Origin of the sequence: Actinomadura opuntiae (assembly GCF_030283205.1) — a bacterium.
Lineage (GTDB): Bacteria > Actinomycetota > Actinomycetes > Streptosporangiales > Streptosporangiaceae > Spirillospora.
This window is the reverse complement of the sequence record NZ_JASNWF010000020.1, coordinates 35,643-62,549: the sequence shown is the minus strand read 5'-3', so window position 1 is coordinate 62,549 and position 26,907 is coordinate 35,643. Positions and strand designations below refer to the sequence as shown.

General features: G+C 74.0%; 29 protein-coding genes. 15 read left to right on the top strand and 14 right to left on the bottom strand.

Features of this window, described 5'->3' with window-relative positions; genetic code table 11:
• Window positions 1-21 precede the first annotated feature (21 nt).
• Both QP089_RS35965 and QP089_RS35960 read left to right on the top strand, forming a co-directional pair.
• Window positions 22-834, top strand: a complete 813-nt coding sequence (locus QP089_RS35965) for a class I SAM-dependent methyltransferase (RefSeq protein WP_285917954.1) — start codon at window positions 22-24, stop codon at window positions 832-834.
• An 83-nt stretch (window positions 835-917) separates the two neighbouring features.
• A complete protein-coding gene (locus QP089_RS35960; protein ID WP_285917952.1) occupies window positions 918-2,720 on the top strand; it encodes a choline/carnitine O-acyltransferase in 1,803 nt (600 codons plus the stop codon).
• Here QP089_RS35960 and QP089_RS35955 read toward each other — a convergent pair whose 3' ends face one another.
• Genes QP089_RS35955 through QP089_RS35930 form a run of 6 tightly spaced genes read right to left on the bottom strand, consistent with a single transcriptional unit; the run spans window position 2,721 to window position 7,401 of the window.
• Complete coding sequence (locus tag QP089_RS35955; RefSeq protein ID WP_285917951.1) at window positions 2,721-3,122, bottom strand: hypothetical protein; 402 nt, start codon at window positions 3,120-3,122, stop codon at window positions 2,721-2,723.
• Window positions 3,123-3,151: 29 nt separating this feature from the next.
• Window positions 3,152-3,820, bottom strand: coding sequence for a TetR/AcrR family transcriptional regulator (locus QP089_RS35950; protein ID WP_285917949.1), 669 nt, complete (start codon window positions 3,818-3,820; stop codon window positions 3,152-3,154).
• Between the two features lie 44 nt (window positions 3,821-3,864).
• Entirely contained in the window at window positions 3,865-5,040 is a 1,176-nt protein-coding gene (locus tag QP089_RS35945; RefSeq protein WP_285918229.1) for an ABC transporter permease, read from the bottom strand.
• 26 nt (window positions 5,041-5,066) lie between these two features.
• Window positions 5,067-5,762 (bottom strand): ABC transporter ATP-binding protein, encoded by a 696-nt coding sequence (locus tag QP089_RS35940; RefSeq protein ID WP_285917947.1) that lies wholly within the window; start codon window positions 5,760-5,762, stop codon window positions 5,067-5,069.
• Window positions 5,759-6,874, bottom strand: coding sequence for a peptidoglycan-binding protein (locus QP089_RS35935; protein WP_285917945.1), 1,116 nt, complete (start codon window positions 6,872-6,874; stop codon window positions 5,759-5,761). The genes QP089_RS35940 and QP089_RS35935 overlap by 4 nt, the downstream gene beginning before the upstream one ends.
• 5 nt (window positions 6,875-6,879) lie before the next feature.
• A complete protein-coding gene (locus QP089_RS35930; RefSeq protein ID WP_285917943.1) occupies window positions 6,880-7,401 on the bottom strand; it encodes a hypothetical protein in 522 nt (173 codons plus the stop codon).
• 180 nt (window positions 7,402-7,581) lie between these two features.
• Here QP089_RS35930 and QP089_RS35925 point away from each other — a divergent pair, with 180 nt between their 5' ends.
• The 4 genes from QP089_RS35925 (at window position 7,582) to QP089_RS35910 (ending at window position 11,103) form a co-directional block, all read left to right on the top strand.
• On the top strand, window positions 7,582-8,238 hold the full coding sequence (locus tag QP089_RS35925) for a response regulator transcription factor (RefSeq protein WP_285917941.1): 657 nt from the start codon (window positions 7,582-7,584) through the stop codon (window positions 8,236-8,238).
• Window positions 8,235-9,476 carry a sensor histidine kinase gene (locus tag QP089_RS35920; RefSeq protein WP_285917939.1) on the top strand — a complete coding sequence of 414 codons (1,242 nt, stop codon included), beginning with the start codon at window positions 8,235-8,237 and terminating at the stop codon, window positions 9,474-9,476. The genes QP089_RS35925 and QP089_RS35920 overlap by 4 nt, the downstream gene beginning before the upstream one ends.
• Window positions 9,477-9,692: 216 nt before the next feature.
• Window positions 9,693-10,274, top strand: coding sequence for a papain-like cysteine protease family protein (locus tag QP089_RS35915; protein WP_285917938.1), 582 nt, complete (start codon window positions 9,693-9,695; stop codon window positions 10,272-10,274).
• A gap of 1 nt (window position 10,275) precedes the next feature.
• Entirely contained in the window at window positions 10,276-11,103 is an 828-nt protein-coding gene (locus QP089_RS35910) for a hypothetical protein (RefSeq protein WP_285917936.1), read from the top strand.
• Between the two features lie 158 nt (window positions 11,104-11,261).
• Here the strand turns inward: QP089_RS35910 and QP089_RS35905 are convergent, their stop codons facing one another.
• Window positions 11,262-12,236, bottom strand: a complete 975-nt coding sequence (locus QP089_RS35905) for a LysR family transcriptional regulator (RefSeq protein WP_285917934.1) — start codon at window positions 12,234-12,236, stop codon at window positions 11,262-11,264.
• A 119-nt stretch (window positions 12,237-12,355) separates the two neighbouring features.
• The gene (locus QP089_RS35900; RefSeq protein WP_285917933.1) at window positions 12,356-13,204 is read right to left on the bottom strand and encodes a helix-turn-helix domain-containing protein; all 849 of its coding nucleotides are present in this window, start codon (window positions 13,202-13,204) and stop codon (window positions 12,356-12,358) included.
• 363 nt (window positions 13,205-13,567) lie between these two features.
• Between QP089_RS35900 and QP089_RS35895 the strand changes: the two genes are divergently transcribed.
• The 5 genes from QP089_RS35895 to QP089_RS35875 are packed head-to-tail and all read left to right on the top strand — an operon-like array spanning window position 13,568 to window position 17,540.
• Window positions 13,568-14,905 carry an ATP-binding protein gene (locus tag QP089_RS35895; RefSeq protein ID WP_285917932.1) on the top strand — a complete coding sequence of 446 codons (1,338 nt, stop codon included), beginning with the start codon at window positions 13,568-13,570 and terminating at the stop codon, window positions 14,903-14,905.
• Window positions 14,902-15,336, top strand: coding sequence for a roadblock/LC7 domain-containing protein (locus QP089_RS35890; RefSeq protein ID WP_285917931.1), 435 nt, complete (start codon window positions 14,902-14,904; stop codon window positions 15,334-15,336). Before QP089_RS35895 ends, QP089_RS35890 begins: the two co-directional genes overlap by 4 nt.
• A complete protein-coding gene (locus QP089_RS35885; protein ID WP_285917929.1) occupies window positions 15,333-15,689 on the top strand; it encodes a DUF742 domain-containing protein in 357 nt (118 codons plus the stop codon). The genes QP089_RS35890 and QP089_RS35885 overlap by 4 nt, the downstream gene beginning before the upstream one ends.
• A gap of 55 nt (window positions 15,690-15,744) precedes the next feature.
• Window positions 15,745-16,326 carry a GTP-binding protein gene (locus QP089_RS35880; RefSeq protein WP_285917927.1) on the top strand — a complete coding sequence of 194 codons (582 nt, stop codon included), beginning with the start codon at window positions 15,745-15,747 and terminating at the stop codon, window positions 16,324-16,326.
• Window positions 16,323-17,540 carry a cytochrome P450 gene (locus tag QP089_RS35875; RefSeq protein ID WP_285917926.1) on the top strand — a complete coding sequence of 406 codons (1,218 nt, stop codon included), beginning with the start codon at window positions 16,323-16,325 and terminating at the stop codon, window positions 17,538-17,540. The genes QP089_RS35880 and QP089_RS35875 overlap by 4 nt, the downstream gene beginning before the upstream one ends.
• Here the strand turns inward: QP089_RS35875 and QP089_RS35870 are convergent.
• Window positions 17,494-18,942 carry an SPFH domain-containing protein gene (locus tag QP089_RS35870; RefSeq protein WP_285917923.1) on the bottom strand — a complete coding sequence of 483 codons (1,449 nt, stop codon included), beginning with the start codon at window positions 18,940-18,942 and terminating at the stop codon, window positions 17,494-17,496. The two genes, QP089_RS35875 and QP089_RS35870, sit on opposite strands and share 47 nt — an antisense overlap.
• Before the next feature lie 130 nt (window positions 18,943-19,072).
• On the opposite strand from QP089_RS35870, the gene QP089_RS35865 reads away from it, so the two are divergent.
• Window positions 19,073-20,851 (top strand): bifunctional copper resistance protein CopD/cytochrome c oxidase assembly protein, encoded by a 1,779-nt coding sequence (locus tag QP089_RS35865; protein ID WP_285917922.1) that lies wholly within the window; start codon window positions 19,073-19,075, stop codon window positions 20,849-20,851.
• Here the strand turns inward: QP089_RS35865 and QP089_RS35860 are convergent.
• Window positions 20,802-21,725: an NADP-dependent oxidoreductase gene (locus tag QP089_RS35860; RefSeq protein ID WP_285917921.1), complete on the bottom strand. Its 924-nt coding sequence runs from the start codon at window positions 21,723-21,725 to the stop codon at window positions 20,802-20,804. The genes QP089_RS35865 and QP089_RS35860 overlap by 50 nt on opposite strands.
• A gap of 100 nt (window positions 21,726-21,825) precedes the next feature.
• Between QP089_RS35860 and QP089_RS35855 the strand changes: the two genes are divergently transcribed.
• The 3 genes from QP089_RS35855 to trxA are packed head-to-tail and all read left to right on the top strand — an operon-like array spanning window position 21,826 to window position 22,970.
• Entirely contained in the window at window positions 21,826-22,257 is a 432-nt protein-coding gene (locus tag QP089_RS35855) for a winged helix-turn-helix transcriptional regulator (protein WP_285917919.1), read from the top strand.
• 22 nt (window positions 22,258-22,279) lie between these two features.
• Window positions 22,280-22,774: a MerR family transcriptional regulator gene (locus QP089_RS35850; protein ID WP_285917918.1), complete on the top strand. Its 495-nt coding sequence runs from the start codon at window positions 22,280-22,282 to the stop codon at window positions 22,772-22,774.
• On the top strand, window positions 22,656-22,970 hold the full coding sequence (trxA, locus tag QP089_RS35845; RefSeq protein WP_285917916.1) for a thioredoxin: 315 nt from the start codon (window positions 22,656-22,658) through the stop codon (window positions 22,968-22,970). Before QP089_RS35850 ends, trxA begins: the two co-directional genes overlap by 119 nt.
• A 56-nt stretch (window positions 22,971-23,026) precedes the next feature.
• On the opposite strand, the gene secY is transcribed toward trxA, so the two are convergent.
• From secY to QP089_RS35825, 4 genes are all read right to left on the bottom strand, one after another.
• The gene (secY, locus tag QP089_RS35840; protein WP_285917915.1) at window positions 23,027-24,313 is read right to left on the bottom strand and encodes a preprotein translocase subunit SecY; all 1,287 of its coding nucleotides are present in this window, start codon (window positions 24,311-24,313) and stop codon (window positions 23,027-23,029) included.
• A 142-nt stretch (window positions 24,314-24,455) separates the two neighbouring features.
• Window positions 24,456-24,878, bottom strand: coding sequence for a hypothetical protein (locus tag QP089_RS35835; protein WP_285917913.1), 423 nt, complete (start codon window positions 24,876-24,878; stop codon window positions 24,456-24,458).
• Between the two features lie 240 nt (window positions 24,879-25,118).
• Window positions 25,119-26,108 (bottom strand): LysR family transcriptional regulator, encoded by a 990-nt coding sequence (locus QP089_RS35830; protein ID WP_285917911.1) that lies wholly within the window; start codon window positions 26,106-26,108, stop codon window positions 25,119-25,121.
• A 51-nt stretch (window positions 26,109-26,159) separates the two neighbouring features.
• Complete coding sequence (locus QP089_RS35825; protein ID WP_285917910.1) at window positions 26,160-26,864, bottom strand: Crp/Fnr family transcriptional regulator; 705 nt, start codon at window positions 26,862-26,864, stop codon at window positions 26,160-26,162.
• Window positions 26,865-26,907 lie beyond the last annotated feature (43 nt).

Genomic DNA, 26,907 nt, shown 5'->3' with positions numbered 1-26,907 from the left:
CTCTGCAGGAAGGACCGCGACGTGCGCGTCGACACCACAGGAAAGATCTCGCTCGACCACATCTACACCGAGCCCGACCCGCGCGCCTACTTCAGCACCCTGCGGGAACTCGACTACAACATCCCGGAGCTGGCCAAGCCGCACTTCTCCCGGCTCATCGCCGAATACCGGGACGCGCGGCAGGTGCCGGTCCCGACCGTTGTGGACATCGGCTGCTCCTACGGCATCAACGCCGCACTCCTGAAATACGGCGTCACCATGGCCGAGCTGTACGATCGCTATGGCGGCCGCGACGCCGGACGGCTCTCCCGCGCCGCACTCCTGTCCCGCGACCGTGAGTTGGTCCATTCCGGTGAACGTGCGAATCGCGTCCGTTTCATCGGTCTCGACGCGTCGGAGAACGCGCTCTCCTATGCGCTCGACGCCGGTTTCCTGGACGGCGCCGTGCACGCCGACCTGGAGGACGGCGACCCGACGCCCGAGCAGGCCGCGCAGCTCGCCGGGGCCGACCTGGTCGTCTCGACCGGCTGCCTCGGCTACGTCACCGAGCGCACGATCGCGCGCGTCGTCGAGGCGGCCGGCGGACGCAGGCCCTGGATGGCGCACTTCGTCCTGCGCATGTTCCCGTTCGACCCGATCGCCGACACCCTCGCGGCGGCGGGGTACGCGACCGTCCGCCACGACGGGCTGTTCCGGCAGCGGCGGTTCGCGACGGCCGAGGAGCAGGCGCTGGTGCTGGACACGCTGGCGGACGCCGGCGTCGACCCGAGCGGCGTCGAGACCGGCGGGTGGCTCTACGCGGGCCTGTACCTGTCGCGCCCGCGCGGCGAGTGAGCGCGCGGACCACCCAGCGAACACAGGCTTCCCAGCGGACCAAGGTTTCCCAGCGAACACAGGCATCGAGAACGAGGAACGCATTGAACGCCAGCCCTGAACCCTCGACCCGCACCTTCGGCAACGAGGACGCCCTGCCCCGGGTGCCGCTGCCGACGCTCGACGAGACCTGCAAGCGGTTCCTGGAGTGGTGCGCGCCGCTGCTCACCGATGCCGAGCTGGCCGCCACGCGCGCCGAGGTGGAGGCGTTCGCCCGCCCGGACGGCCCGGGCCGCAAGCTGCACGCCGCCCTCGAACGCTACGACGCCGAGCCCGGCGTGCGCAGCTGGCTGGACACCTTCTGGCCGTACCGCTACCTCGGGCGGCGCGACCGGATCGCGTTGAACGCGAACTTCTTCTTCCTGTTCCAGGACACCGGGGAGCGGCAGCTGGAGCGCGCGGCGGGGCTGATCGCCGGGGCGCTGGACTACAAGCTGCGGCTCGACGCCGAAGAGATCCCGCCGATCCTGCAGCGCGGCGTCCCGCAGTCGATGGAGCAGAACAAGTTCCTGTTCTCCACTACGCGCATCCCCGGCGCCGAGCAGGACACCGTCCGCGCCCCCTACACCCCCGAGTGGCCGGGGCCATCGCAGGCCAAGCACATCGCGGTGCTCTACCGCGGCAACATCATCCGGATGGACGTGATCGGCCCGGACGGCGTGCCGCACGCGCTGGACGAGCTGGCCGCCGGCCTCGGCACGATCATGAAGGCGGAGCCCGCGCCGGAGCCGTCCGCCGGGCACCTGACCACCAGGGCGCGCGCCGAGTGGGCGGCGAGCCGGGAGGCGCTGATCGCCGCCGGCCCCGCCAACGCCCGCGCGCTCGACGACATCGAGACCGCGCTGTTCTGCCTCTGCCTGGAGGACCTCGCGCCCGGGAGCGACCTGGAGGCGTGCGACGCCCTGCTGCACGGCGACAGCGGCAACCGCTGGTTCGACAAGGCCGTCTCGCTGGTCGTCTTCGCGGACGGGTCGGCCGGGATCAACGTCGAGCACTGCGGCCTCGACGGCACCACGATCCTCGGCTTCGTCGACGCGCTGCTCGGCGCGTCCGGGGAGGCGCACGCGCAGCGGGCCGGCGCCCGGTCGCAGGGCCTGCCGGCGATCGAGGCGATCGAGTTCGCGCTGGACGACGCGCTGCGCGCCGACATCCGGGGCGCGGCCGACGCGTTCGCCGCCTACGCCGCCGCGACCGCAACGACCTGCGTGTCGTTCGACGACTTCGGCTCCGAGCGGGCCAAGCGGCTGAAGACCTCCCCCGACGCGTTCGTGCAGATGGCCTACCAGCTCGCGCACCGGCGGGCGAAGGGGATCACCGGCGCCACCTACGAGTCGATCGCGACCCGGCAGTACCAGAACGGCCGCACCGAGGCGATGCGGGTCGTCACCCCGGAGGTGCTGCGGTTCGTCGAGGCGATGGACGACCCGGACGCCGGCGCCGACACCCGCCGCGCCGCGTTTCGCGCCGCCGCCGAGGCGCACGTCCGGCGCGCCAAGGAGTGCCAGACCGGGCACGCGCCCGAGCAGCACCTGTGGGAGCTCCAGCTGATCCAGAAGCGGCGCGGCGCGGAGCTCGGCGTCACCGAGCACCTCGGGCTGTACGACACGCCGGGCTGGGTGACGATGCGCGACGACTACCTGAGCACCAGTTCGGCGCCGTCGGTGAACATCCGCTACTTCGGTTTCGGGTCGACGAGCGAGCAGTGCATCGGCGTCGCCTACGTCCTGCTCCCGGACCGGTTCAACGTCTACCTGAGCACTCCGGAGCCGGTGGCGGCCGCGATGCACGACTTCGCCGGGCGGCTGCGCGAGGCCGTCCGCGAACTCCAGGACCTGCTGGAGGGGTAGTCAGGCGGCGACGAAGCGGCGGTGCAGCAGCGGTCCGATGCCCGCGATGGCGACGGCCAGGCCGGCCGCCACGTACAGGTCGCCGTGCGGCGTCGAGCGCAGCAGGTAGGAGGCCAGGAGCGCGGCGGCGAGGAGCACGCCCTTGGCGGCGGCCACGCGGACGATCGACACCCGCGGCGCGGCGGCCGGGTGCCGCGCCGCGCGCCGCTTCTGCGCGAGATGCAGCAGGGGCGCGCCGACGAACAGCAGCAGCCCGAGCTTCAGGGCGTGCTCCCACACCGGCTGGCCGGCGTTCCAGGCCCACACGCCGCCCATGACCAGGCCGGCGACCCGGTACGCCCGCGCGGGCACGGCCGGTCCGGTCGCGTGCCGGCGGGGCGCGGGGAGGTCGACTCGGGTCACGGCTGCTCCTCGGTCGGCGACGGTACGGGTCATGACGGCTCCTCCTCGGACGGGCCGGACGGGTCGGGGGTGTTGGCGATGCCGACGAACAGCCACCGCATCGCCTGGCGGAGCAGGTCGTCCGGCACGCTGGACGGGTCGAGGCGGCGCTGCCGCACGAGGCCCTGGAACATCGCGCTCGCGACCGTGGCGACGGTGGACGCGGGGACCGCGCCGGAGGCCCCGACCCGCGCCAGGACCGCCTCCATGACCTCTTCGAGCGCGGCGAGCGGTTCGCGCTGCGCGGCGGCCAGCGCGTCCTTCATCCGCGGGTTGCGCATGGCGTAGAGCCACAGTTCCGCCTGCAGGAGGGGCAGGTCGTCGTCCTTGTCGGCGGACTCCATGAGGAACCGGCCGAGCGCCGACACCGGGTCCTCCGTTCCGGCCTCCACGGCGGCGACGAGCCGGCCGCCGCGCTCGACCCGCGCCCGGGTGCCGCCGGCCAGCAGCTCCAGGAACAGCTCCTCCTTGCCGCCGAAGTTGGAGTACAGGGCGCCGATCGAGAATCCCGCCGCCTCGGCGATCTCCTCGACCGACGCCCCGGCGTAGCCCTTGCGGGCGAACACGTGCGCCGCCGCGTCCAGCAGCCGCCGCCGCGTGCGCGCCTTGGCCTCGGCGCGGGTCAGCCGGCGCGGCTTCCCATCGTCTTCACTATCCACATAGCGGACGATATTCAGATAGTGATCACTATGTCAATCGGCGGTCAGTGGGCGGCCAGCGCCTCGGTCGGCGACAGGCGGGACGCCCGGATCGCCGGGTACAGGCCCGCCACCGCGCCGATGACCAGCGTCGCGGCGATCCCGCCGAGCACCGCCCAGGCCGGGATCACGACCGGCCACCCCTGGTACACCGCGTAGCCGCCGGTGACCAGCGCCCCGATCGCGGCCCCGCCGAGCCCGCCGAGCGCCGACAGCAGCAGCGACTCGGCGAGGAACTGGGTGCGGACCTGGCCGCGCGTCGCGCCGAGCGAGCGCCGCAGCCCGATCTCCGCGCGCCGCTCCAGCACCGAGATGACCATGGTGTTGGCCACCCCCACCCCGCCGACCAGCAGCGCGACCGCGCCGACGCCGAGCAGCAGCCCGGTGAAGGCCTCCCCCGCCGCCTTCTTGGCGGCCAGCGCGTCCGACGGCCGCGACACCTGCACCTCGTTCGGCGCCTGCGGGTTCGCCGTCGGGCCGAGGACCTGGCGGACCTGCTCGACGCTCGCGTCCCGCGACCGGGTGTAGATCGTCGTGGCGTGGCCGTCGAAGCCGAGCCGCTCCTGCGCCGCCGGCCAGCCGACCAGCGCGGCCGCGTCCAGCTCGGGCGCGAGCGGCGCCGGCTCCAGGATCCCGACCACCGTGAACCACTTGCCGCCGACCAGCACCTGGACGTCCGGCCCGGCGTGCCCGATGCCGAGCCGGTCGGCCGCGGACGAGCCGAGCACCACCGCGGGGAAGTCCTGCGTCGCCGCGGTCAGCCAGACGCCGCTGCGCAGCCGCGCGCCCGTCGCGGCGCGCAGGTCGGTGCGGGCGGCGTAGGCCGCGATCCCGCTGGTCTGCTCCTTCGGGATCTTCCCGTTCCGGTAGACCTTCGCGTCGTCCAGCAGCCCGATCGCCGACACCTGGTCGACCGGCCCGATGCCCCCGACCATCCGCTCGGCCTCCAGCGGGAGCTGGGCCTGCCCGCCGGTCAGCGTGTTGCCGGGGGTGACGGTCAGCAGGTTCGTGCCGAGCGAGGCGAGGGTGCGGTCGAGGTCGGCGCGCGAGGACGACGACACGCCGACCACCGCGACCATCGCGGCGATCCCGATCGCGATGCCGAGCGCGGACAGGAACGCCCGCATCGGCCGGGTCCGCAGCCCCACCGCGCCGACCTTCACCACGTCCCCGGGCCCCATCCGGGCCGGGCGCAGCGTCGCGGCGGTCACCGCCCGGCCTCCGCCTTCTCCAGCGACGGCAGCGCCGAGTCCTCGACCACCAGGCCGTCGCGCATCCGGACCCGGCGCGGCAGCCCCGCCGCGATCTCCCGGTCGTGCGTGATGATCACCACGGTGGTGCCGGAGGCGTGCAGCTCGCGCAGCAGCGCCATCACCCCGTCGCCGGACGCCGAGTCCAGCGCGCCCGTCGGCTCGTCGGCCAGCAGCAGCGCGGGCTCGCCGGCGACGGCCCGGGCGATCGCGACGCGCTGCCGCTCGCCGCCCGACAGCTCGTGCGGCTCGTGGTCCAGCCGGTGCGCCAGCCCGACGCGCTCCAGCGCGTCCGCCGCGCGGCGCCGCCGCACCGCCGGCCGCAGCCCCGAGTACAGGAGGCCGTCGGCCACGTTGTCCAGCGCGCGGGTGCCCGAGGCGAGGTGGAACTGCTGGAACACGAACCCGATCCGGTTCGCCCGCAGCGCCGACAGCGCGGCGTCCGACAGCCGGCCGACGTCGTGGCCGTCGATGCGCACGGTCCCCGACGTCGGGCGGTCCAGGGTGCCGAGGACGTTCAGCATCGTCGACTTCCCGGACCCCGACGGCCCGACGATCGCGACCAGCTCGCCGGCCTCGACGTGCAGCGACACCCCGCCGAGCGCCCGCACCCCGCCCGGATACTCCTTGGTCACCTCCCGCAGGTCGATCATTTCGGGATCCCCACGACGGTGCCCTCGGCCACGCCCTGGCCGGACACCTCGACGCGCCCGTCCGCGAACAGCCCGGTCTTCACCGGGACGTACGCCGACGTCGAGCCCTTCACGACCTCCACGCCGAAGCCGCCCTCGGAGAGCGCGACCAGCGCGGTGACCGGCACCGTCAGCACGTTCTTGCGGGAGCCCGCGGTGAACGTGACGTCGACGGCGGCCAGCGCGTACCTCGCGGCGGCCTTGCGGGCCTTCGACGACCGCAGCCAGATCGTGACCTCGACCTTGGTCGTCGGGTCCTCGCCCTGCCCCTCGGCCGGCTGGATCACCGTGGAGACCTCGTCGATCTTGCCGGTGACGGTCGTCTCGTCGGGGAGCGTGACCTCGACCTCGGCGCCCTTGCGGGCCATGCGCTGGTCGGTCGTCTCCAGCTCGACCGTGACGGCCTTGTCGGTGCCGGTGTAGGTGAGGATCTTGCTCCCGGGGCGGACCGGCTCGCCGGCGTTCGCCTGCACGCCGTCGACCCGGACGGCCTCCGGCGCGAACACCACCCGGCCGAGCTCCACCGTTCCGGTCTCGTCCAGGCCGAGGTCGTCCTGCCATTCCTTGACGGCCTCGGCGGTGTCGGAGGTGTATTCGTCGTCGACGGTGAACCCGTCATAACCGAGCGCGCTCAGATTCTTTTCGAACCGTTCGACGTCCGACCCTTCGGTGCCGATCGTCAGCGGACGGTACGCCGGTTTCGAGCCGTACATCAGGACCACCGGATCGCCGTCCACCTCGTACAATTCCTTGCCCCGCTTGATGACGTCGCCGCTTTCGGGGACCTTGGTCAGCGTGCCTTGCAGGCGGCTCGTCGCGGTGAGGGACGGGCCGTAGCCGAGCTGGCCGTCCTCGGTCTGCTCGTCCTTGAGCGTCTGCTGCGTGACCTGCGTGGTGTTGGGCGGAAGCGCCGACGCCCGGCCCTTGCCGGAGCCGCCGCCGGTGTTGAGCGCGACGGCCGCCGCGCCGCCCGCCACCGCCACGGCGGCCAGGGCGGCGACGACCGCCCGCCGCCCCGGCCGGCGGCGCCTCGATCGGCGCTTCTCCTCTCCCGCAGGCGTCCGTTCCCGCACCGCGGTCACTTCGGACCGCCGCCCATGATGTCCTTGCACTTCGCCTGGGCGTTGTTGAAGTCAGGGTCCTCGCTGAGCTTCTTGTCCATGATGATCCCCTGCTGCCCCGGCTTCGGGTCGGGGAAGTCCTCGACGCCGTTCTTGCGCATGCACTCGGCGAATTCCTGGATCTTCGCCTGCATCTTCGGGTCGTTCCGCGCGGCGCCGTTCTCCATCGGGTTGTACTGCCGGCAGGCCTCCTGCGCCTTGTCGACGGTCTCCTTCGGCGTCTTGCCGTCGAGCTTCATCGTGAAGCGGCCGTCCTTCGGGTCGTCCATCGGGACGCCGTGCTCGCGCATGCACTGGGCGTACTTCAGGCCCGTGTCCTTCCCGCCGGGGGCCTTGGATTGGGCGACCTGCTTGTCGCCGTTGGCCGACGCCACGCCGCCGTCGCCGTCGTCCTTCGAGCCGCAGCCGGTCAGCGCGAGCGCCAGCACCAGCGGCAGCGCCGCCACCGCTCCGCTGGTCCGCAGGGTCCGCAGTCGCATGTGTCGTCTCCTCGTTCGGTGGCCGGACGCGTTCCGGCCGGACGAGAGGTGATGCAACGCGGCGGCGCGTTTCCCCACCGTTTCCGCCGGGACCCGGACCGGCCCGGCAGCGCGCCCTTACGGGGAGGAAACACGCCGCCGGGCACGATCGGCGGGGTCAGGACGGGCGAAGGGAACGGCATGCGGGTGCTGGTGGTGGAGGACGAGCGGCTGCTCGCCGACGCGATCGCGGAGTGGCTCCGGGACGAGGCGCACGCCGTCGACCTCGCGCACGACGGGGCGTCCGCCCTCGAACGCGCGGGCGTCAACGACTACGACGTCGTCGTGCTGGACCGGAACCTGCCCGTCGTGCACGGCGACGACGTCTGCCGGGAGCTGGTCGCGGCGGGCGCCGGGGCGCGGGTGCTGATGCTGACGGCCGCCGCCGAGGTCACCGACCGGGTCACCGGGCTCGGCATCGGCGCCGACGACTACCTCACCAAGCCGTTCGCGTTCCCCGAGCTGGCCGCCCGCGTCCTCGCGCTCGGCCGCCGGTCGCGGCCCGCCGCGCCGCCCGTGCTGAGCCGCGCGGGCATCACGCTGGACCCGGCGCGCCGCGAGGTGTTCCGCGACGGCCGGTACGTCCCGCTGGCGCGCAAGGAGTTCGCCGTGCTGACCGAGCTGCTGCGCGCGGACGGCGCGGTCGTGTCCGCCGAGCAGCTGCTGGAGAAGGCGTGGGACGAGCACGCCGACCCGTTCACCGGCGCCGTCCGGCTGACCGTGCTGAAGCTGCGCCGCAAGCTCGCCGAGCCGCCCGTCATCGAGACCGTCAAGGGAGCGGGGTACCGGATCCCATGAAGTTCCCCGCGATCGGCCGGCCGCGCCGGATCTCGCTGCGCGTCCGCCTCACGCTGACCTACGGCGGCCTGTTCTTCGCCGCCGGCCTGGTCCTTCTCGGCGTCACCTACGCGCTGTTCACCCAGCAGGTCGACCGGGCCGGAACGAAGGTCCTCGCCCGCGTCACGCAGGACAAGGGGGCCACCGGCGACGGCCGGACCATCGTGGAGCGGGAGCCGGCCCCCCGGTCGGACGCCGACAAGTCGATGTCGCCGGCCTCGCTGGAGGCGCAGGCGCGCAAGCAGCACGACGAGCTGCGCGCCGCCGCGACGCAGTCGCTGGTCACGCAGGGCTCTCTCGCGCTGCTGGTCGTCGGCGGGGCCGCGATGGCGTTCGGCTGGCTGATCGCCGGCCGCGTCCTGACCCCGCTGCACCGGGTGACCGAGACGGCGCGCCGGATCGCCGCCGCTCCCGCCGCCGACCGCGTGCTGCACGAGCGGATCGCGCTGCGCGGGCCGCACGACGAGGTCAAGGAGCTGGCCGACACCTTCGACACGATGGTGGAGCGGCTCGACCGGTCCTTCGACGGGCAGCGCCGCTTCGTGGCGAACGCCTCGCACGAGCTGCGCACCCCGCTGACGCTGGGCCGCGCGCTGGTCGAGGTCGCGATGCACCGCAAGGCCGCGTCCCCGGACGTGCTGCGCCTCGGCGAGGACCTGCTGCAGATCACCTCCCGGCACGAGCGGCTGATCGGCGGGCTGCTGCTGCTCGCCCGCTCGGAGAGCGAGATCACCCGCCGCGCCCCGGTCGACCTGGCGGACGTGGTCGGGCACGTCGCCGCGCGGACCGCGCCGGAGGCCGAGCGGGCCGGGATCGCCGTCAAGACCGAGCCGGGCGAGGCGATGACCACCGGGGACGCGCTGCTCCTCGAACGGGTCGTGGAGAACCTGGTCGAGAACGGCATCCGGCACAACGCGGGCGAGGGCGGCTGGGTGCGCGTCACCTCCGCCCTCCGGAACGGCCGGGCCGTCCTGGAGGTCGCCAACTCGGGGCCGCCCGTCCCGTCCTACGAGGTGCCGGGGCTGTTCGAGCCGTTCCGCCGGCTCGACGGCGACCGGGTGGTCACGGCCAAGGGCGTGGGCCTCGGCCTGTCCATCGTGCAGTCGATCGTGCGGGCCCACGACGGCGACGTCACCGCCCGGCCCCGGGCCGACGGCGGCCTCCACGTCACCGTGGCCCTGCCCGCCGCCCCCGCCTGACCCGCCGCATTCCGCGCCGCGGGAAGGCCATATCCCGGCGTTATGACCTGCTGGCATTTCCCCGGTTTCCGCCGCGAATGAGACTGTAATGGCGTTCCTTCGGCCTCGCGCACGGCAGTCCCCATCCGGATAATCCACCCCGGCACCGGAAGGGAATTGCACAGCTCCCCGTGCGCGAGGCGCTCTTCGGCACGCCGGGAGACAAGGCGGAAGCGAATGAGAACGCGTACCCGGCCCGCCCGGGCACGATGGCGGCTCGCGTGCGGGGCCGCCGCCGCGGCGGGCACCCTCACCGCCGCGGCCACCACCGGAGTCGCCGCGGCCGGCGAACTCCCCATCACCCAGCAGGTGCAGCAGCAGAACCAGTGGTGCTGGGCCGCCAGCGGCCTCACCATCGCCAAGTACTTCGGCGTCGGCAACGTCAGCCAGAACGACTTCTGCAATCTGGCGATGGGCTACCCGCGCGGAAGCTACTGCCCCAACCAGGCCGGGCAACTGGAATGGGACCAGCGCGCGTTCCAGGCGCTCGGCCTCGATCCCGGCTATGTCAGCGGGCCTCTCTCCTTCCAGGGCGTGGAAGGGGAGATCGACGGGCAGCGTCCCATCCAGACCGGCATCTACTGGTCGGCCGGCGGCGGGCACTCCCAGGTCATCTACGGCTACGACCCCGGCAGCCGGACGATCTCCTACGGCGATCCGTGGCCGTCCAGCCCCCGGTACTCGGAAATGGCGTACAGCAGCTACGTCAGCAATTACCAGTTCCAGTGGGGCCAGGCCCTGTCGGGGATCGGTGGTTGACATGCGCACCTCAGCGAAGCTCGCCGCAAGCGCGGTGACGGCCGGCATCGGCGTGACGATGCTCGCGGGCGCCGGAACGGCGCTGGCCGCGGGCCCCGGCCCGTCCCCGGTCTACACCCCGTCCCCCGCCGACACCGCCGCGGCCGCCAAGGTCGCGGCCGCGCCCGCCGCCAAGGAACGGCTGGCGACCTTCTTCGTCCACCTCGACCAGCACCAGAGCGGCAAGCTGACGAGCCAGAGCGTCAGCAAGGCCGCCAAGGCGGCCAAGGCGCCGGCGCTCGACAGCGCGGTCCGGCCCGTCTACACGCTGAACCCCGCCTTCGTGAAGGGCCGGCAGGACGCGCCCGTCGCGACGTTCGCCTACCTCGCGGTCGGCGCGCACTCCGCCACCGGGCAGCACGCCACGATGTGGCTGACCCGGCAGGGCACGGGCTGGACGATCATGAACGTGATCTCCGGCACCGACGAGGCCGCCTACCCGGCGCAGGCCGGTGGCGGCACGGTGTTCACCGAGCCGCAGATCAACGGCTGGTACCGGCTCGAGGACGGCCGGGTCACCGGCCTGAACCCCACCGCCACGACGTCGGTCGGACGACGCGGCGTGCCGGTGGCGGCGTACCGGACGCTGGTCCGCACCCGGTACGCCGACAAGCTCCCCGGCTCGCCCTACCAGCGGTCGGGGAGGCTCGGCGGCTACACGCCCCGCACGGGCGTCGGGAACGGCGACGGCGGGAGCGCGGCGCCGCTCCTGTCGGCGCTCGGCGCCGGCGGCGTGCTGGCCGCGGCGGCCGGCACCGTCGCGGTCCGCCGCAGGCGCTTCCCGAGGTAGCCGCCGCACGCGGGTTCCCGCTCCCCCTCCTGGAACCCGCGCTTCGGGGGCGTCCCGCGGGCCCGCCGCCCGCCGGCCCGCGGGCCGCCCCATGAACGTTCGTTCACTTGCGGCGAGTCGTCGTCATCCGGCCCGTCATAACGACGACTCGCCGCAAGTCAACGAAAGGAGGCGGGGAGGGCGGGGTGGGCTTCGGGGTGCTCGTCCCACCATTCGCCGTAGACACGCTGCGCTCGGACGAGCTCCACGTACACGTCGTTGAAGACGCCGCGCAGCCGCGCGGCGGCCTCCTCGGCCTCCGGCCGCCACACGAGCACGACCCGCTGGGCGAGCGGGTCGCCGGTGATCCGCCGGAACGCGACGCCCTCGCGGGGCCCGGCGGTCGGCTGGTAGATGCCGATCGCCCGGCCCGACCGGATCAGCGACGAGGAGATCTGCCAGTCGGTCGCCCAGTACCGCACCCGCGGCTGGAACCCGGCGCCGGCGCAGGCGGCGCGGAAGTACGCCGGCCACGGGCCGTCGTCCAGCGGGTCGTCGAGCCAGTCCTGGTCGGCGAGGTCGGCCAGCGCGACGGTCCGGCCGGCGGCCAGCGGGCTCGCCGCCGACATCCCGACCAGCGCCGGCTCCCGCTCGACCAGGACCAGCCGGCGCAGCCCGTCCCCGGCGGGCCGGCCGTGCCCGACCGGCTCCTGGAACAGGCCGATGTCGAGCGCGCCGGACGCCAGCAGCGCGGGGATCCGGCCGCCGCCCTGGTCGACGCGCAGGTGCAGCCGCGCGGACGCCGACAGCTCGCCGAGGTGGTCGCTCAGCCGGGTCAGCGCCGGGCACGCCTGCACCCCGACCCGCAGCGACGGCGCCGACGCCGGGCCGCGGCGGTGCGCCAGCGCCGCGTTCAGGTCGTCGATGCAGGCCAGCGCCGCGCGCGCCCGCGTCGCGACCTCCGCGCCGACCGGCGTCGGCAGCACCCCCTCCGGGGAGCGGACGAACAGCTGCACGCCGAGGTGCCCCTCCAGGCGGCGCAGCATCGTGCTGACGGCCGGCTGGGTGAGCCCGAGCCGCGCGGCGGCCTTGCTGATGCTGCCGGTCGCCGCGATGGCCTCGATCATCCGGAGGTGGTGGGGGCCGAGATCCACGAGCGCACGCTCCTACCCGCGTCTGCCCCGTCCGACGAAGTCAGCCGAATGGTAACCCCGGGGCGGAGCGCCGGTGAATGGAAATGCGTGCCAATGCGGGCGCGCCCGGCTCGCGGGGCTCAGTGCGCGGCGTGCCGCAGCTCGCGGGGGCTCACCCCGTACCGGCGCCGGAACGCGGTACTGAGCGCGCTCGCCGAGGAGAACCCGGTGGCGTGCGCGAGGTCGGTGATGGTGACGTCGCGGTCCTGCGGGTTGCGCAGCCGGTCGCGGACGAGCCGGAGCCGCTCCTCGCGGATCAGCTCGCGCGGCGTCGTCCCGGCGTGCTGCAGGGCGAGCTGCACCTGGCGCAGCGACCAGCCGAGGTCCTGCGCCATCGCCGCGCCGGTCAGCCCGGGGTCGGTGGCGTGCTCGCGGACGTAGCGGCGCACCACCGCCTCGACCTCGGCGAGGTGGCCGGGCGCGGCGGGGGGCCGCTGCCGGCCGGCGACGATCACGCACAGCAGCTCGGTGATCCGGTCGCAGGCCGCATCGAACTGGGGCGCGCTGAGCGCGCGGCGTTCCTCGCCTACGGCGCGCACCATGTCGGCGACGACCCGGCCGAGGCCCGCGGACAGGTCGAGGCCGGTGGCGACGGGCGACGGGCGGCGCAGCCGGCGGTCCATCTCGCGCGCCGGGATCGTCATGACGAACGCCCGCGCGGGCCCGCCCGCGCCGCTCGGGCGGACGCCCCGGAGGGCGGCGGGCCTCGGGACGACGCCGACCCGGAACGGCGCGGCCAGCGTGACCAGGCCGCCGGTGCCGGGGCGCAGCCGCGCCTCCCGGCCGTCCTGCGCCAGGGTCAGCTCGCCGTCGAGCGGCAGCAGGAAGCGGTAGCCGTCGGCGCGCTCGCGGCGGACCTGGCCGGCGGTGCGGACGCAGCCGAGCTGGTCCGAGCGGCGCAGGGCGAGCTGGTAGGCGCCGTCGTCCACGCTGGCCCCTCCGCCGTGCCGTCCCTGCATCAGGGGCGGGCGGCGCCCGTGCCGGCGTCCGGAACCGGGCACCGTGCGCACAGGTGATCACGCATCCCGCCGCAGGTGAGAGTAGTACGAGCAGCGGCGCCAAATCAGGAGAACACGCCGGAAAGTAACGCGTATCGGACTGCCGGTGACCGTGGCATGCGCCCGGCGGCAAGTTCTCTGCGCGCGAGCACAAGCGCCCCCGCGCCGCCCCGGCCTACGGTCACCAAACCGCGGCGTACCACCTGCGGCCGACGCCGTCCGACACCCACCCCACCGGCCACGAGGCGGCCCCCGGCCGGCCCGCCTCGCCCGAACCTTGTGCACGAGGATCCGATGGAGCAAACCCTGTTGGCGACGGCGCTCGCCGTCGTGGCCTGCGCCGGCCTCGCCGCCGCGGTCCTGCTGGTACGCCAGCGGAGGCTGACCGCCGAGCTCCGCGACCAGAACGCCGTCCTCGCGGCCGGCGTCGAGCTGCGCGACAAGGAGCTGCGGCACCTGGCCGGCGTCCGGCTGCCCGAGCTGATGGACTCGCTCCACAACCCGGGCATGCGCGTCGCCGGCCCGCTGCACGACCTGGCCCGCAAGGCGCCCGCCTACGGGCAGTCCCTGCAGACCGTGATGGACCTGTTCGCCGGGTCCGCCGAACGCGTCCGGGCGCGGGCCGACCAGTCCGCCAAGTCGACGCTGCGGGCGATGATGCGCGCCGTGCAGAGCCTGGCCAACGAGCAGCAGCTCGCCATCTCCACGATGCAGGAGCGGCACGACGACCCCGACGTCCTGGACGGCCTGCTGCGCATCGACCACATGAACGCCCAGCTCGGCCGGCGCGCGCAGGCCACCGCCGTGCTGTGCGGGTCCTGGCCGGGCCAGCAGCGCTCGGCGTCCTCGATGACCGACGTGGTGCGCGGCGCGACCTCCCGCATCCGCGACTACCTGCGGGTCAACCTCGAGGGCCCGGTGAACGTGGCGGTCACCGCCCGCGCCGTCGAGCCGGTCGTGCTCACCCTCGCCGAGCTGCTGGACAACGCCGCGCGGCACTCCCGGCCCGACACCGCCGTCGAGGTCAACTTCCGCACCACGCACAACGGCGTCGCCATCACCATCGACGACGCGGGCGTCGCGATGGACGCCGAGGAGCTCCAGCGCGCCGCCGAGCTGCTGTCCGGCGAGGCGTCGGTGGACGTGCACCGGCTCGGCGACCCGCCGCGGGTCGGGTTCGCGGTCGCCGGCGTGCTCGCCGCCCGGTACGGGTTCACGGTGTCGGTCGACTCCCGCTCCCCCTACGGCGGCGTGCGCGCCATCGTGTTCGTGCCGAACGCGCTGCTCACCGACCTGCCCGAGGACCCGCGGACGCGGCCCGCCGCGTCCGGCGCGGACCGGCCCGGCCGGCCGGCCGCGGTGGCGGCGGGCGCGCCGTCCACCGAGAACGGGCTGCCCCGGCGCAGCCGCGTCGCGGTCGCCGACCGCGCCCCCGAACCGGACGGCCCGGACACCGGCGCGGACCCCGCGGACGAGCCGGCCGCCTGGCGGGACCCGGTGCGGCCGCCGCGCGAGACCGCGGCCGGGCTCGGCGCCTGGCAGCGCGGCACCCGGTCCGGCCGCGCGGGCACGCCGCCCGGCGGCACTCCGGCGCCGCCGCCGGGCGTGGAAGGAAAGGATCTGCGGCCATGAACGAGGGGTGGAACGGCGCGATGGACGACGGCACGAACCGGCTCGGGTGGATGCTCGACGACGCCCTGCGGATGCCCGAGACGCGGTACGCGATCCTGCTGTCGGCCGACGGGCTGCTGATGGCCCATTCGGAGCGGATCGGCCGCGACGACGCCGAACGCCAGGCGGCGGGCATGTCGGGGCTGCAGTCGCTGGCCCGCAGCACCGCCGAGTTCTGCGGCGACGCCGGCACGACGTGGCGGCAGACCGTCAGCGAGTTCGACGACGGGTACGTGTTCCTCGTCGCGGCGGGGCCGGGCGCGTACCTGGCGGTGTCGGCGACGCAGCGCGTGGACATGGAGACGGTGTCGTTCCGGCTCCAGGAGCTGGTGCAGCGGCTCGGCAAGGAGCTGAGCAGCCCGCCGCGGCCGGGCGCGGGCAGCCCCGCATGAGCCGCCGCAACCAGCGGGCGCTGGTCCGCCCGCACGTGGTCACCGGCGGCCGGGCCCACCCGTCCCGCAACGTCTTCGACCTGGTCACCCTGGTGTTCTCGATCGGCGACGACCTGCCGCGCGGCGGCCTGTCCCCGGAGAAGGTGCGGATCCTGGAGCTGTGCCGCGGCGGCGCGCTGTCGGTCGTGGAGATCGCCGGCCACCTGTCGCTGCCCGTCGGGGTGACGAAGGTGCTGCTGTCGGACCTGGTGGACGCCGGGCACCTCAGCACGCGGGCGCCGGCCCCGGCCGCCCAGACGTCCCGGACCCGGCTCCTGCAGGAGGTGCTCGATGGACTCCGCGCCAGTCTCTGAAGCCGGCCCGGGGGGTGTGGGGGGTCGTCCCCCCTCGGGAAGCAGCGCCGGAGCAGTGGGCGGCGGGCCGTACCTGCGGGAGACGGTCCGGACCGCGGTGAAGATCCTCATCGTGGGGCACTTCGCGGTCGGCAAGACGACCTACGTCGGGACGCTGTCGGAGATCCGGCCGCTGCGCACCGAGGAGCGGATGACGCAGGCCGGCGCCGCCGTCGACGACCTGGCCGGCATCCGCGACAAGACGACCACCACCGTCGCGATGGACTTCGGCCGGCTGACGCTGAGCGACTCCCTCGTGCTGTACCTGTTCGGCGCCCCCGGCCAGCAGCGCTTCACCCGGCTGTGGAACGACCTGGCGCGCGGCGCGCTCGGCGCGCTGATCCTGGTGGACACCGCGCGGCTGGCCGAGTCGTTCGCCGTCATGGACATCGTGGAGCGGCAGGGCCTGCCGTACGCGGTGGCGGTGAACCGGTTCGAGGGGTCGCCGGAGTTCCCCGACGCCGAGGTGCGCGAGGCGCTCGACCTCGCGCCGTCGACGCCGCTGGTCAGCTGCGACGCGCGCGACCGGGCGTCGTCGACGCACGCGCTGATCGCGCTCGTGGACCACCTGCTCGCGACCGGCCAGGAGACCCCGTGACCATCGACCAGACCCGTCCCGCGCGGGAGGACGCCGCGCACGAGCCCGGCCGGCTCTACGGACCGGAGTTCGCCGCCGACCCCGGCCGGGTGTACGCCGCGCTGCGCGCGCACGGCGGCGTCGCGCCCGTCGAGCTGGCGCCCGGCATCCCGGCGACGCTCGTCATCGGCTACGACGCCGCGCTGGAGGTCATGCGCGACCCCGGCCGGTTCCCGCGCGACGGCAGCCGCTGGCAGCAGGGCGTCCCCGCCGACTGCCCGGTGCTGCCGATGCTGATGTACCGGCCGAACACGCTGTCGGCCAACGGCGCCGTGCACGCCCGCCTCCGCTCGGTGATCACCGACAGCCTGGACCGGGTCGACACCGGCGCGCTGCGCGGCCACGTCGAGACGGGCGCTGACCGCCTCGTCGACGCCTTCGCCGCCGACGGCGAGGCCGACCTGATCGGCCAGTACGCGCGGGTCCTGCCGCTGCTGGTGTTCAACGAGCTGTTCGGCTGCCCGCCCGAGATCGGCGACCGGCTCGTCCAGGGGATGAGCGGCATCTTCGACGGCACGTCCGCCGAGGAGGCCAACGCGGTGCTGAACCGGGCGACCCGCGACCTGGTGGCGCACAAGCGCGCCCATCCGGGGGCCGACGTGACGTCGTGGATGATCGGGCATCCGGCGGAGCTGGACGACGACGAGATGGCCGAGCAGCTCGCGCTGCTGCTCGGCGCCGGCACCGAGCCGGAGCAGAACCTCATCGCCAACGGCCTGCGGCTGCTGCTGTCGGACGACCGGTTCGCCGGCGACCTGTCGGGCGGCAGCCTCCCGGTCGAGGACGCCCTCGACGAGATCCTGTGGACCGACCCGCCGATGGCCAACTTCGGCGCGACGTTCCCGCGCCAGGACGTCGACTTCCACGGCCACCTGCTGCCCGCCGACCAGCCGGTCGTCATCTCCTACGCCGCCGCGAACACCGACCCGTCGCGGTCGCCGCACCAGCGCACCGGCAACCGCGCGCACCTGGCGTTCGCCGCCGGGCCGCACACCTGCCCGGCCAAGGGGCACGCGCGGCTGATCGCGTCCGCCGCGATCGAGACGCTGCTGGACCGGCTGCCCGACATGGAGCTGGCCGTCCCGGTGGACGAGCTGGAATGGCGTCCCGGCCCCTTCCACCGGGCGCTCACCGCGCTGCCCGTCCGGTTCCCTCCGGAGCCGCCCCGCCCGTGACGGCCGGGGACTCGGCGGCCGCGGCGCGCAGCGCGCCGATCACCGCGGTGAGCTGGGTCAGCAGGCCCGCGACGCTGGTCTGGTCGGCGCCGTTGACGGTGACGGTGCGCAGCTCGTCCGGCTTCGGCAGCCGCTCCAGGATGTCGGGCAGCCGGGTGATCAGGCGCGCCTGGATCGCCGCGGGCGTCTGCCCGTTGTCCAGCTCGGCGCGGACCCGGTCGCGCTCCAGGCCCAGCAGCGCCGTCTCGTGCTGGGACCGCGACCGCGTCTCCTGCAGCGCCAGCTCGCCCTCGACCCGCAGCCGGTTCAGCTCGTGGTCGCGCTCGATCCGCAGCCGCCCCGTCTCGGCCTCCTCGGCGTGCCGCTCGCGCTCCATCCGCAGCGCGTGCCGGGTCGTCTCGGTCTCCAGCTCGGCGACCTCGCGGGCGTCGTCGTGCTCGCGGCGGGTGCGGCGCAGCTTCTCGGCGGTGTCGGTGTCGAACCGCTCCGCCTCGTTGCGCGAGCGCAGCTCCGCCAGCTCCCGCTCGTGCTCCAGCCGCTGGGTCTCCTTCACCCGCTGCGCCGCCATCTCCCGCTGCGCGACGGCCTCCTCCGCCTCCAGCTCCGCGAGCCGCGCGATCCGGCCCTGCTCGGCCCGGTAGGGCTTCTGCAGGTTCTCCCACAGCCGTGACGAGCTGACCACCGCCTCCTTGATCTGCACCGTGACGATCCGCAGGCCGAGCCCGCGGTCGCTGTGGTCCTCGCCCTCTGCGACGGCGCGCAGCCGCGCGGTCAGCTCCTCGATGATCGGCTGCTTGTCGCTCAGCACGTCCCGCACGCCCATGCTGGACACCTTGTCCTTGATGGCCGCCTCCGCCTGCTCGCGCAGCTGGAGGTTCACCACCCGCATCGGGTCCTGCGCGTCACCGAAGTCGAGCTTGCGGTAGGCGGTCGCGAAGTCCTGGATGATCCACTGGACGTAGCCCTGGACGAGCACGCCCTGCAGCTCGCTGCAGATGCAGTACGCGTTGATCAGGATGGTCTGCGTCGCGCCCGGCACCACCAGGAACGAGTCGGTGGACGGGTTGAACCGGAACGACACCCCGAGCCCGATGTGCAGCGGCTCCGCGCGCCCGCGCCGGGTGTGCACGACGAACGCGTTCGGCGGGACCAGCACGTTCTTCCAGCGCCAGAACCCCTTGATCCGCACCTCGACCGGGCCCGCCTCGGCCGGCGCGGCGGGCGCGCCGGACGCGCCGGACGCGCCGCCGAGCGCGCGGTCCCGCTTGGCCAGCGGCCCCGGTGGCGGCGCCGCGCCGGGCGGCGGCGGGGCCGAGCGCCGCGACCGCAGGTCGTCCTCCAGGACGGCCTGCTGCGCGACGACCTTCTCCAGGTAGGTGTTGCCACCGTCGTTGGCGCTCATCGCCACCTCTCCGGGCATCCGCGGGCGTCGCCGGTCGGCGGGTTCCGCCCCGATCTCCCCCAGGCGGGGGCATGGCGGACACTTTAGTGATCGCTGAACCCCCGGCTCGGGCACATGCGTATGTTCCGCCGTGGCAACGCAATCGCGGCAGGCCCCCGGGATCGACCGGCCCGTCCTCGTGACGGCGGCGCTCGCGACGGCCCTGCTCGTCCTGGCGCTGGTCGTGCGGCTCGGCGGCTCGCTCGGAGCCGCCGCCGCGCCCGGACTGTCCGAGGCGGGCGCGCTGACCAAGACCGGCCTCGCCGTCGCCAAGCTCGGCGCGAACGTCGCGTCGGCGGTGACGGTCGGGTGGCTGCTGGCCGCGGCCGTCCTCGTCCCGGCGACCGGTACCGCGCGGCGCTGCCTGGGGGCCGCCTCGCTGAGCGCGATGGCCTGGGCCCTGTGCACGCTCGCGCTGACGGCGTTCAGCGTGTCCGACCTGTTCGGCGTCGGGATGGGCGGCATCACCGGCGACATGCTGCGGACGTACCTGGTCGACCTGCCGCAGGGACGGGCCCTGGTGCTGGTGTTCGGCGCCGCCGTCGCGCTGTGCTGGACGGCCCGGCTGCGCGCCGCCGACGACCTCGCCGGATACCTGCTGCTCGGCGCGCTCGCCGGGCTGCTGCCGCCGCTGTTCACCGGCCACGCCGCGACCGGCTCCCACCACGCGCTCGCCGTCTACAGCCTCGCCGCGCACATCGCGGGCGCCGCGCTGTGGATCGGCGGTCTGGTCGTCCTCGTGGCCCTCGCCCCCGAGGTCCGCGACCGGCTGCCGCAGGTCGTGGAGCGCTACAGCACCCTGGCGCTGGTCTCGTTCGCCGTCGTCGGCGTGAGCGGCGCGGTCAACGCGTGGGTGCGGCTCGGCGGCCTGCACCTCGGCTCCCGCTACGGTTCGCTGATCGTGGCGAAGGCCGTCGCGCTCACCGTCCTCGGCGCGATGGGCTGGTGGCATCGCCGCACCACGATCCCGGCACTGGCGTCGACGCCCCGGCCGTTCGTCCGGCTCGCCTCGGCCGAGATCCTGGTGATGGCCGCGACGATGGCGCTGGCGACCGGCCTGGCGCGCACCCCGCCGCCCGAGGTCTCGCCGGGCACCATCGACGCGGTCGCGCTGCGGCTCGGGTTCCCGCTGCCGGGCCCCGCCGGGTTCGTCCCGTACATGACGCTCTGGTGGCTCGACCCCTTGTTCCTGGTCCTCGTGCTCCTCGGGGCCGTCCTGTACGGGGTCGGGGTGGCGCGCGCGGGACGCTGGCCGCTGCGCCGCAGTTTCGCGTGGGCCTGCGGGCTGAGCGTCCTGCTGTTCGCGATGGGCAGCGGCATCGCCCGCTACAGCATGGTCCTGTTCAGCGCCCACGCCTTGCAGCACGTACTGGTCGGCGTGGTCGCCCCCGTACTGCTTCTGTACGGGCGTCCGCTGCGGCTCGTGCCCGACGGCTCATGGCTCGCCGCCGTCGCGGGGAGCCGGGGCGTACGGCTCCTCATGCATCCGGTCGTCTCCTCGGTGCTCTTCGTCCTGAGCTTCTCCGCGTACTACGCGTCCCCGTTGTTCGGCGCGTCGCTGGCCAACCACGCGCTCCACTCGCTGGCGATGGCGTGCTTCCTCGTGATCGGCCTGGCGTTCTTCGCCGGCGCCCGCGTGCCGCTCGTCCTGCCGCTCCTGCTCGTCGCCGCCGGGGTCGCGCTCATGCTGGACGGGTCCGTCCTCGGCGGCGGCTGGTACGAGGGACTCGGACGGCACTGGGGCGCCGCTCCCCTGCACGACCAGCGCGCGGGCGCCGCGCTCCTGGTGGCCGCCGCGGCGCCCGCCGCGCTCCTCCAGCTCATCCGGCGACGAGCACGATCTTCCCCGCCACCCGTCCCGTCTCACTGAGCCGGTGCGCCTCCGCCGCGTCCCACAGCGGCAGCACCTCGTCGACCACGGCCCGCACGCCGCTCCGCGCAATCTCCGCCAGGTCCGCGCCGGACGGGGTGAACCCGAACTGCACGAAGCGCAGGCCGCGCTCCTCCGCCCGCGCGCGGACCTCCGTCCGGTCGGGCCCGCTGCCCCGCACGTCGATGAGGATCCCGCCGTCCTTGAGCGTGCGCAGCGACCGGGGGCCGTAGTCGCCCGCGATCGGGTCCAGGACGACGTCGACGTCCCGGACGGCCTCGGCGAAGTCGTCCCGCGTGTAATCGACCAGCTCGTCGGCGCCCAGCCCGCGCAGGAACGCGTGCTTGGCCGCCCGCGCCGTGCCGATCACGTGCGCGCCCCGAGCCTTGGCGATCTGCACGGCCAGATGCCCGACCCCACCCGCCGCCGCGTGCACGAGCACCCGCTGCCCCTGGCCCACCTCGGCGACCCGGACGAGCGGCTGCCACGCCGTCAGCGCGGCGGTCGGCAGCGCCGCCGCCTGCACGAAGTCCAAGCCGACCGGGATGAGCGTGAGCCGCTCCTGCGGAACCGCGACGAACTCCGCGTACGCGCCGTTCGGCGGGAATGTGTTGCCGAACACCCCGTCCCCCGGCCGGAATCCCTGAACGCCGTCGCCGACGGCCTCGACCACGCCCGCCACGTCCAGGCCGAGGGTGAACGGCGGCTCCGCGCCCTTCCGGACAGCCCCCGAACGGATCTTCCAGTCCGCCGGGTTCACCCCGGCCGCGGCGACCCGGACCAGCACCTCGCCCGGGCCCGCCTCCGGCCGCCGCACCTCGACGACCTCCAGCACCTCCGGCCCGCCCCACGTCCGCTGGCTCACCGCACGCATCTCCGCCCCTCTTCCGCGGTCGCCCGACCGCACGCCGTCCATGCTGGACGAGCCAGGTATCTCTTGTGAAGAAGGCACCCGTTTGATATCCAGGTACCTTGTGGATACCACCCCGGACGACCGCTGGCCGCTGACCTACCGCCGCGACTGCCCGTCCCGCACGGTCGTCGAGGTCCTGGCCAACAAGTGGACGCTCTACGTCCTGGCCGCGCTGCGCCGCAACGACGGGCCGATGCGCTTCAACGAACTGCGCCGCGCCCTCGACGGCATCACCCAGAAGATGCTCACCCAGACCCTGCGCACCCTTGAACGCGACGGCCTGGTCGCCCGCACCGTCTACCCGACCGTCCCGCCGCGCGTGGAGTACGGCCTGACCGGACTCGGCGCCGAGGCCGGCCGCCTCACCGCCGCCATCGCGGACTGGGCCGCCGCCCACGTGCCCGACATCTTCACCGCCCGCGAGTCCTTCGACGCCCGTCCCGAGCCCGCGCCGCTTGACCTTGACGCGCGCGTCAAGGCTTACGGTCGTTGACGGCCACCGAGGGAGGAACCCGATGCTGATCGGCGAGCTGGCCGAGCGGGCCGGCGTCAGCACCCGCACGCTGCGCTTCTACGAGCAGCAGGGTCTGATCACCGCGCGCCGCGCGGCCAACGGCTACCGCCAGTACGACGAGTCGGACCTGCGGCTCGTGGTGGAGATCCGGTCGCTGCTGGCGGCGGGCTTCACGCTGGAGGACACCCGTCCGTTCGTGGACTGCCTGCGCTCCGGGCACGCCACCGGCGACGCGTGCCCCGAGCCGGTCGCGGTGTACCGCCGCAAGCTCGCCGAGATCGACGCCGAGATCGCCGCCCTCGTCCGGCGCCGCGCCGGCGTGGCCGCCCAACTCGCCCGGGCCTGCCCCGGCTGCACCGTCCCCCAGGAGGCGACAGATGATCACGGTGACCAGCGCGACCTTCGAGGAGCGGGTCCTCAACGCCCCCGGCCCGGTACTGGTCGACTTCTGGGCCGACTGGTGCCCGCCGTGCAAGATGATCGCGCCCATCCTTGAGCAGCTCGACGCCGAGCTCGGCGACCGGCTCACCATCGCGTCCCTCAACGGCGACGAGAACCCCGACATCGCGAGCCGGTACGGCATCCTCGGCTTCCCCACCCTGACGCTCTACAAGGACGGCGAGGTCGTCCACCAGATGGTCGGCGCGAAGCCGAAGCGCCACCTGCTCGCCGCCCTCACCCCGCACCTGTGAGCCGGCGGTGAGCACGGCCCGCCGCCGGGACGGCGCGTCCCGGCGGCGGGTCCGGTTCAGCGGAGGAATCCTTCGTAGTTGTGCTGCTGGAGCCGGCTCTCGATCTGCTTGACGGTGTCGAGGGCGACTCCGACGGCGATGAGGATTGTCGTCCCGCCGAAGGGGAACTGGTCCCCGACGTCCAGGAGCGCCAGCGCCGCCATCGGAATGAGGGCGACCAGGCCCAGGTAGAGCGAGCCGGGCGCGGTGATTCTGGTCAGGACGTGGTCGAGGTATTCGGCGGTCGGGCGTCCCGGCCGGATGCCGGGCACGAAACCACCGTACTTCTGCATGTTGCCGGCGACCTCCGTGGGATTGAACGTGATCGCCACGTAGAAGTAGGTGAAGAACACGATGAGCGTGAAGAACGCGCCCATGTGCCACGGATCGGCCTGGTCGAGATAGGGCTGGAGCCGCTGCAGCCATTTCGCGTCCGGCCAGAGCCGGGTGGCGAGCACCGGCAGGTAGAGCAGGGACGAGGCGAAGATGACCGGGATGATCCCCGCCTGGTTGACCTTCAGCGGAATGTAGGTCGAGGTGCCGCCGTAGACGCGGCGTCCGACCATTCGCTTGGCGTACTGGACGGGAATGCGCCGCTGCGCCTGCTCGACGAAGACGACCCCGGCCATGATGGCCAATCCGACGATGATGACCGGGGCGAAAACGAATCCGCCCTTCGCCTGGTAGATGGCCCACAGCTGGCCGGGGAAGACGGCCACCACCTGCGTGAAGATCAGCACCGACATCCCGTTGCCGACGCCGCGCTCGGTGACGAGCTCGCCCAGCCACATCGTGACGGCCGTCCCGGCGACCATGCACACGACCATCGTCGCGATCGCGAAGACGCCCTTGTCGTGCAGGATGCCGTCCGAGCCCTGGAACAGCTGCCCCGCGGACGTCATCGCGACGACGCTCGCGCCCTGCAGGATCGCCAGCGCGACCGTGAGGTAGCGGGTGTACTGCGTGATCTTCGTGGTGCCGGACTGCCCCTCCTTCTTGAGCGCCTCCAGCTTCGGGACGACCACCGTCAGCAACTGCAGGATGATGCTCGCGGTGATGTAGGGGTAGATGCCGAGCGCGAACACCGACAGTTTCAGCAGCGCGCCGCCGCTGAACAGGTCGAGCAGGCCGTAGAGCTGGTTGCTCTTCTTCGCCGCGTCGGCGGCGGACTTCAACGCCGTCACGTCCACGTTCGGCAGCGGCAGGTTCTGCCCCAGCCGGAAGACGAGGACGGCGAACAGGGTGAACAGCAGTTTCTTGCGCAGTTCCGGGGTCCGGAACGCGCGGGCGAACGCGGTCAGCACGCCGCGTCCGATCGGTGTGCGGGCAGTGCGAACCGGGCGAGCGCATGACGCGCTCGCCGCATGGCGAAACGGAAGATGACGAGCCTCCATACGGGGACGCCGCAGCGCCCGCAGGGCTACTGCGGCCGATGTCTGATGAGCGTCAGGAACCCGTACCGAAAGGAGGCCCTCGCACCGGAACGGCGGAGGTGTGAACGGACGCCGGCACCCATGCGCGCGCCGCCGCGACCGTGAGCCGGTGCTGCCCCAGCGCCGCGTCCGGAATGGCGGACGGCAGGACGCAATGGTGGCTCTGCGTTTCGCCGGAGCCGAACCCGAGCCGTTTCCACAGGTGGACGTCCGCCGCGGAGAATCCCGGCCAGGCGGGCCCGGCGCGGCGGTCCCGGGCGGGCGCGGGCGCCTGCCCCCGCGAGCCCGCGCCGCTCGACGCGGCCGCCGTCCCGATCCGGACGATCTCGACCGCCGCCGCGTTCGGGACGACGGACAGGGTGGCCGTCATGGCGAAGCCGAAGAAGCCCGCCAGCAGCATCACCAAACGGCGCTGCCGGGAGGTGCGGTCGCTCACACCGGCCTCCCCTCGCCACCCGCCGTCCGTCCCGCAACCGTACAACGCCGCCGTCGCGCCCTTGAGGAAGCTGTCGAAGAGGGCCTGGTGCGCGGGACCTGGACCGGGTCCTCGCGCCCGCCCGCCGCAGGGTCGGCGAGATCATCGGCGGTTACACGCCCGAGCAGCGCGAGGTCCTGTTCGACTACTTCGCGCGTGCGGCCGAGGCCTACCGGCAGGCCGCCGAGGAGCTGCGCTGAGTCAGGCGCGGAGGAGGGACTCGACGCCGGCGGGGAGGCTCTCCGCCGCGCCCGCCTCCACGAGGAACGTCATCAGGAGGTCCTGGAAGGCGCGGGCCGCGTGCGTCAGGTCGACGTCCTTGCGGTGCGCCAGGGCGATCGTGCGCAGCAGGCCGGGGCCGTGGTGGCCGCGCCGGGCCTCCTCGTCGGCCAGCACGAGGGGGGTGCCGCGCAGGCCGGGCCGTCCGGCGAGCACCATGCTCGGCACGACCGCGATGCCGAGCCCCGCCTCGACGAACCGCAGCACGGCGTCCATCTCGCCGCCCTCGACGGCGAACCGCGGCTCGAACCCGGCGGCGCGGCACGCGCTGATGGTCGCCTCGCGCAGGTCGTAGCCGGACCGGAACATCACCAGCGGACGGTTCCGCAGGTCCTCGATGCGCAGGAAGGAGCGGCGCGGCATCTGCATCGCCTTGGAGCCGCCGCCGCCGGTCCCCACCGGGGAGGCCACCACCAGGTACTCGCGCAGTATCGGCGTGGTGTCCAGGGGCGGGTCGCCGTGCAGCGGCAGGATGACCAGGGCGAGGTCCAGCGAACCGCGCGTCAGCTCCTTGACCAGGTCGCGCGAGCCGCCCTCCTCCACCAGCAGCTGGATGCCGGGATAGGCGTCATGGAAGCGGCGCAGGACGTCCGCGAGGAGTCCCGCGCACAGCGACGGCGTGGCGCCCAGCCGGACCCGTCCGCGGCGCAGCCCGGTCAGCTCCTGCACCTCCAGCCGCGCCGTGTCCACGTCGGCGAGGATGCGCTTGGCCAGCGGCAGCAGCGCCTCCCCCGCGGGCGTCAGGGTGATGTTCCCGCGCGCGCGGGAGAACAGCGGCGCGTTCAGCTCGGTCTCCAGCGCGCGGATCTGCTTGGACAGCGACGGCTGCGCCACGCGCAGGAGCTCCGCGGCCTGCGTGAAGTGGCGCACCTCCGCGACCGCGACGAAGTAGGCGAGCTGCTGTAGCTGCATCCTGCACAGGGTACGGGCCGCCCCCGGGCCCGCCCGCGACCGCCTTGACGGTTAGCGGGCGTGGCGGCGCAGGGCCTGGAGGTCGTGGACGATCAGCCGGCGCCGCCCCGTCTCGATCCAGCCGTGCCGGCGCAGCGTCCGCAGCGCCTTGCTGACGGCCTCCCGCGACGCGCCGACCCAGCCGGCGAGTTCCTCCTGCGACAGGTTCAGCGTGATGCGGACGCTCTGCCCGCCGGCGCGGCCCGCCGCGTCCGCGCGACTCTCGTAGGGCTGCCCGAACCGTTCCGCCAGCTCGACGAGGCGCTGCGCCACGCGCCCGGTCGCGTCGAACATGCCGAACTCGACGCGCTTGCGGTCCGCGTCGCGCCAGCGCTGGCACAGCATCCGCATGATGATGATGGAGACGCGCCCGTGCGCCTGCAGGAACGCCATGAACTCGTCCGAGGTGATCGCGAGCGCCTGCGCCGGCTCCAGCGCCGCGACGGTGGCCGAGCGGGGCAGGCCGTCGATCGCGGCGACCTCGCCCAGCAGCGCGCCGGGCCCGCGCACGGCGAGCAGGGCCTCGCCGCCGTGCTCGCGGTAGGAGAACGCCTTCACCCGCCCGCGCAGCAGGACGGCCACCCAGCTGGAGTGCTCCCCCTCGACGAACAGCGTGTCCCCCCGGGCGAAGTCGCGGACCCTGCCGCGCGATTCCAGGTCGCCGCGTTCCGCCGGGGTGAGTTCGGCGAGGAACGAACCCGGTTCGAGGGCGCTCATGCCCACCACGCTAAGGGGAACCCGGCGGCACCGGTCCCGGCGG

Bases quoted from the DNA above. Each gene is read 5' to 3' on its own strand.
- QP089_RS35945 (WP_285918229.1), bottom strand. From the start codon at position 5,040: ATGGGGCCCGGGGACGTGGTGAAGGTCGGCGCGGTGGGGCTGCGGACC.
- QP089_RS35940 (WP_285917947.1), bottom strand. From the start codon at position 5,762: ATGATCGACCTGCGGGAGGTGACCAAGGAGTATCCGGGCGGGGTGCGG.
- QP089_RS35930 (WP_285917943.1), bottom strand. From the start codon at position 7,401: ATGCGACTGCGGACCCTGCGGACCAGCGGAGCGGTGGCGGCGCTGCCG.
- QP089_RS35925 (WP_285917941.1), top strand. From the start codon at position 7,582: ATGCGGGTGCTGGTGGTGGAGGACGAGCGGCTGCTCGCCGACGCGATC.
- QP089_RS35920 (WP_285917939.1), top strand. From the start codon at position 8,235: ATGAAGTTCCCCGCGATCGGCCGGCCGCGCCGGATCTCGCTGCGCGTC.
- QP089_RS35915 (WP_285917938.1), top strand. From the start codon at position 9,693: ATGAGAACGCGTACCCGGCCCGCCCGGGCACGATGGCGGCTCGCGTGC.
- QP089_RS35910 (WP_285917936.1), top strand. From the start codon at position 10,276: ATGCGCACCTCAGCGAAGCTCGCCGCAAGCGCGGTGACGGCCGGCATC.
- QP089_RS35895 (WP_285917932.1), top strand. From the start codon at position 13,568: ATGGAGCAAACCCTGTTGGCGACGGCGCTCGCCGTCGTGGCCTGCGCC.
- QP089_RS35890 (WP_285917931.1), top strand. From the start codon at position 14,902: ATGAACGAGGGGTGGAACGGCGCGATGGACGACGGCACGAACCGGCTC.
- QP089_RS35885 (WP_285917929.1), top strand. From the start codon at position 15,333: ATGAGCCGCCGCAACCAGCGGGCGCTGGTCCGCCCGCACGTGGTCACC.
- QP089_RS35870 (WP_285917923.1), bottom strand. From the start codon at position 18,942: ATGAGCGCCAACGACGGTGGCAACACCTACCTGGAGAAGGTCGTCGCG.
- QP089_RS35860 (WP_285917921.1), bottom strand. From the start codon at position 21,725: ATGCGTGCGGTGAGCCAGCGGACGTGGGGCGGGCCGGAGGTGCTGGAG.
- QP089_RS35850 (WP_285917918.1), top strand. From the start codon at position 22,280: ATGCTGATCGGCGAGCTGGCCGAGCGGGCCGGCGTCAGCACCCGCACG.
- trxA (WP_285917916.1), top strand. From the start codon at position 22,656: ATGATCACGGTGACCAGCGCGACCTTCGAGGAGCGGGTCCTCAACGCC.
- QP089_RS35830 (WP_285917911.1), bottom strand. From the start codon at position 26,108: ATGCAGCTACAGCAGCTCGCCTACTTCGTCGCGGTCGCGGAGGTGCGC.
- QP089_RS35825 (WP_285917910.1), bottom strand. From the start codon at position 26,864: ATGAGCGCCCTCGAACCGGGTTCGTTCCTCGCCGAACTCACCCCGGCG.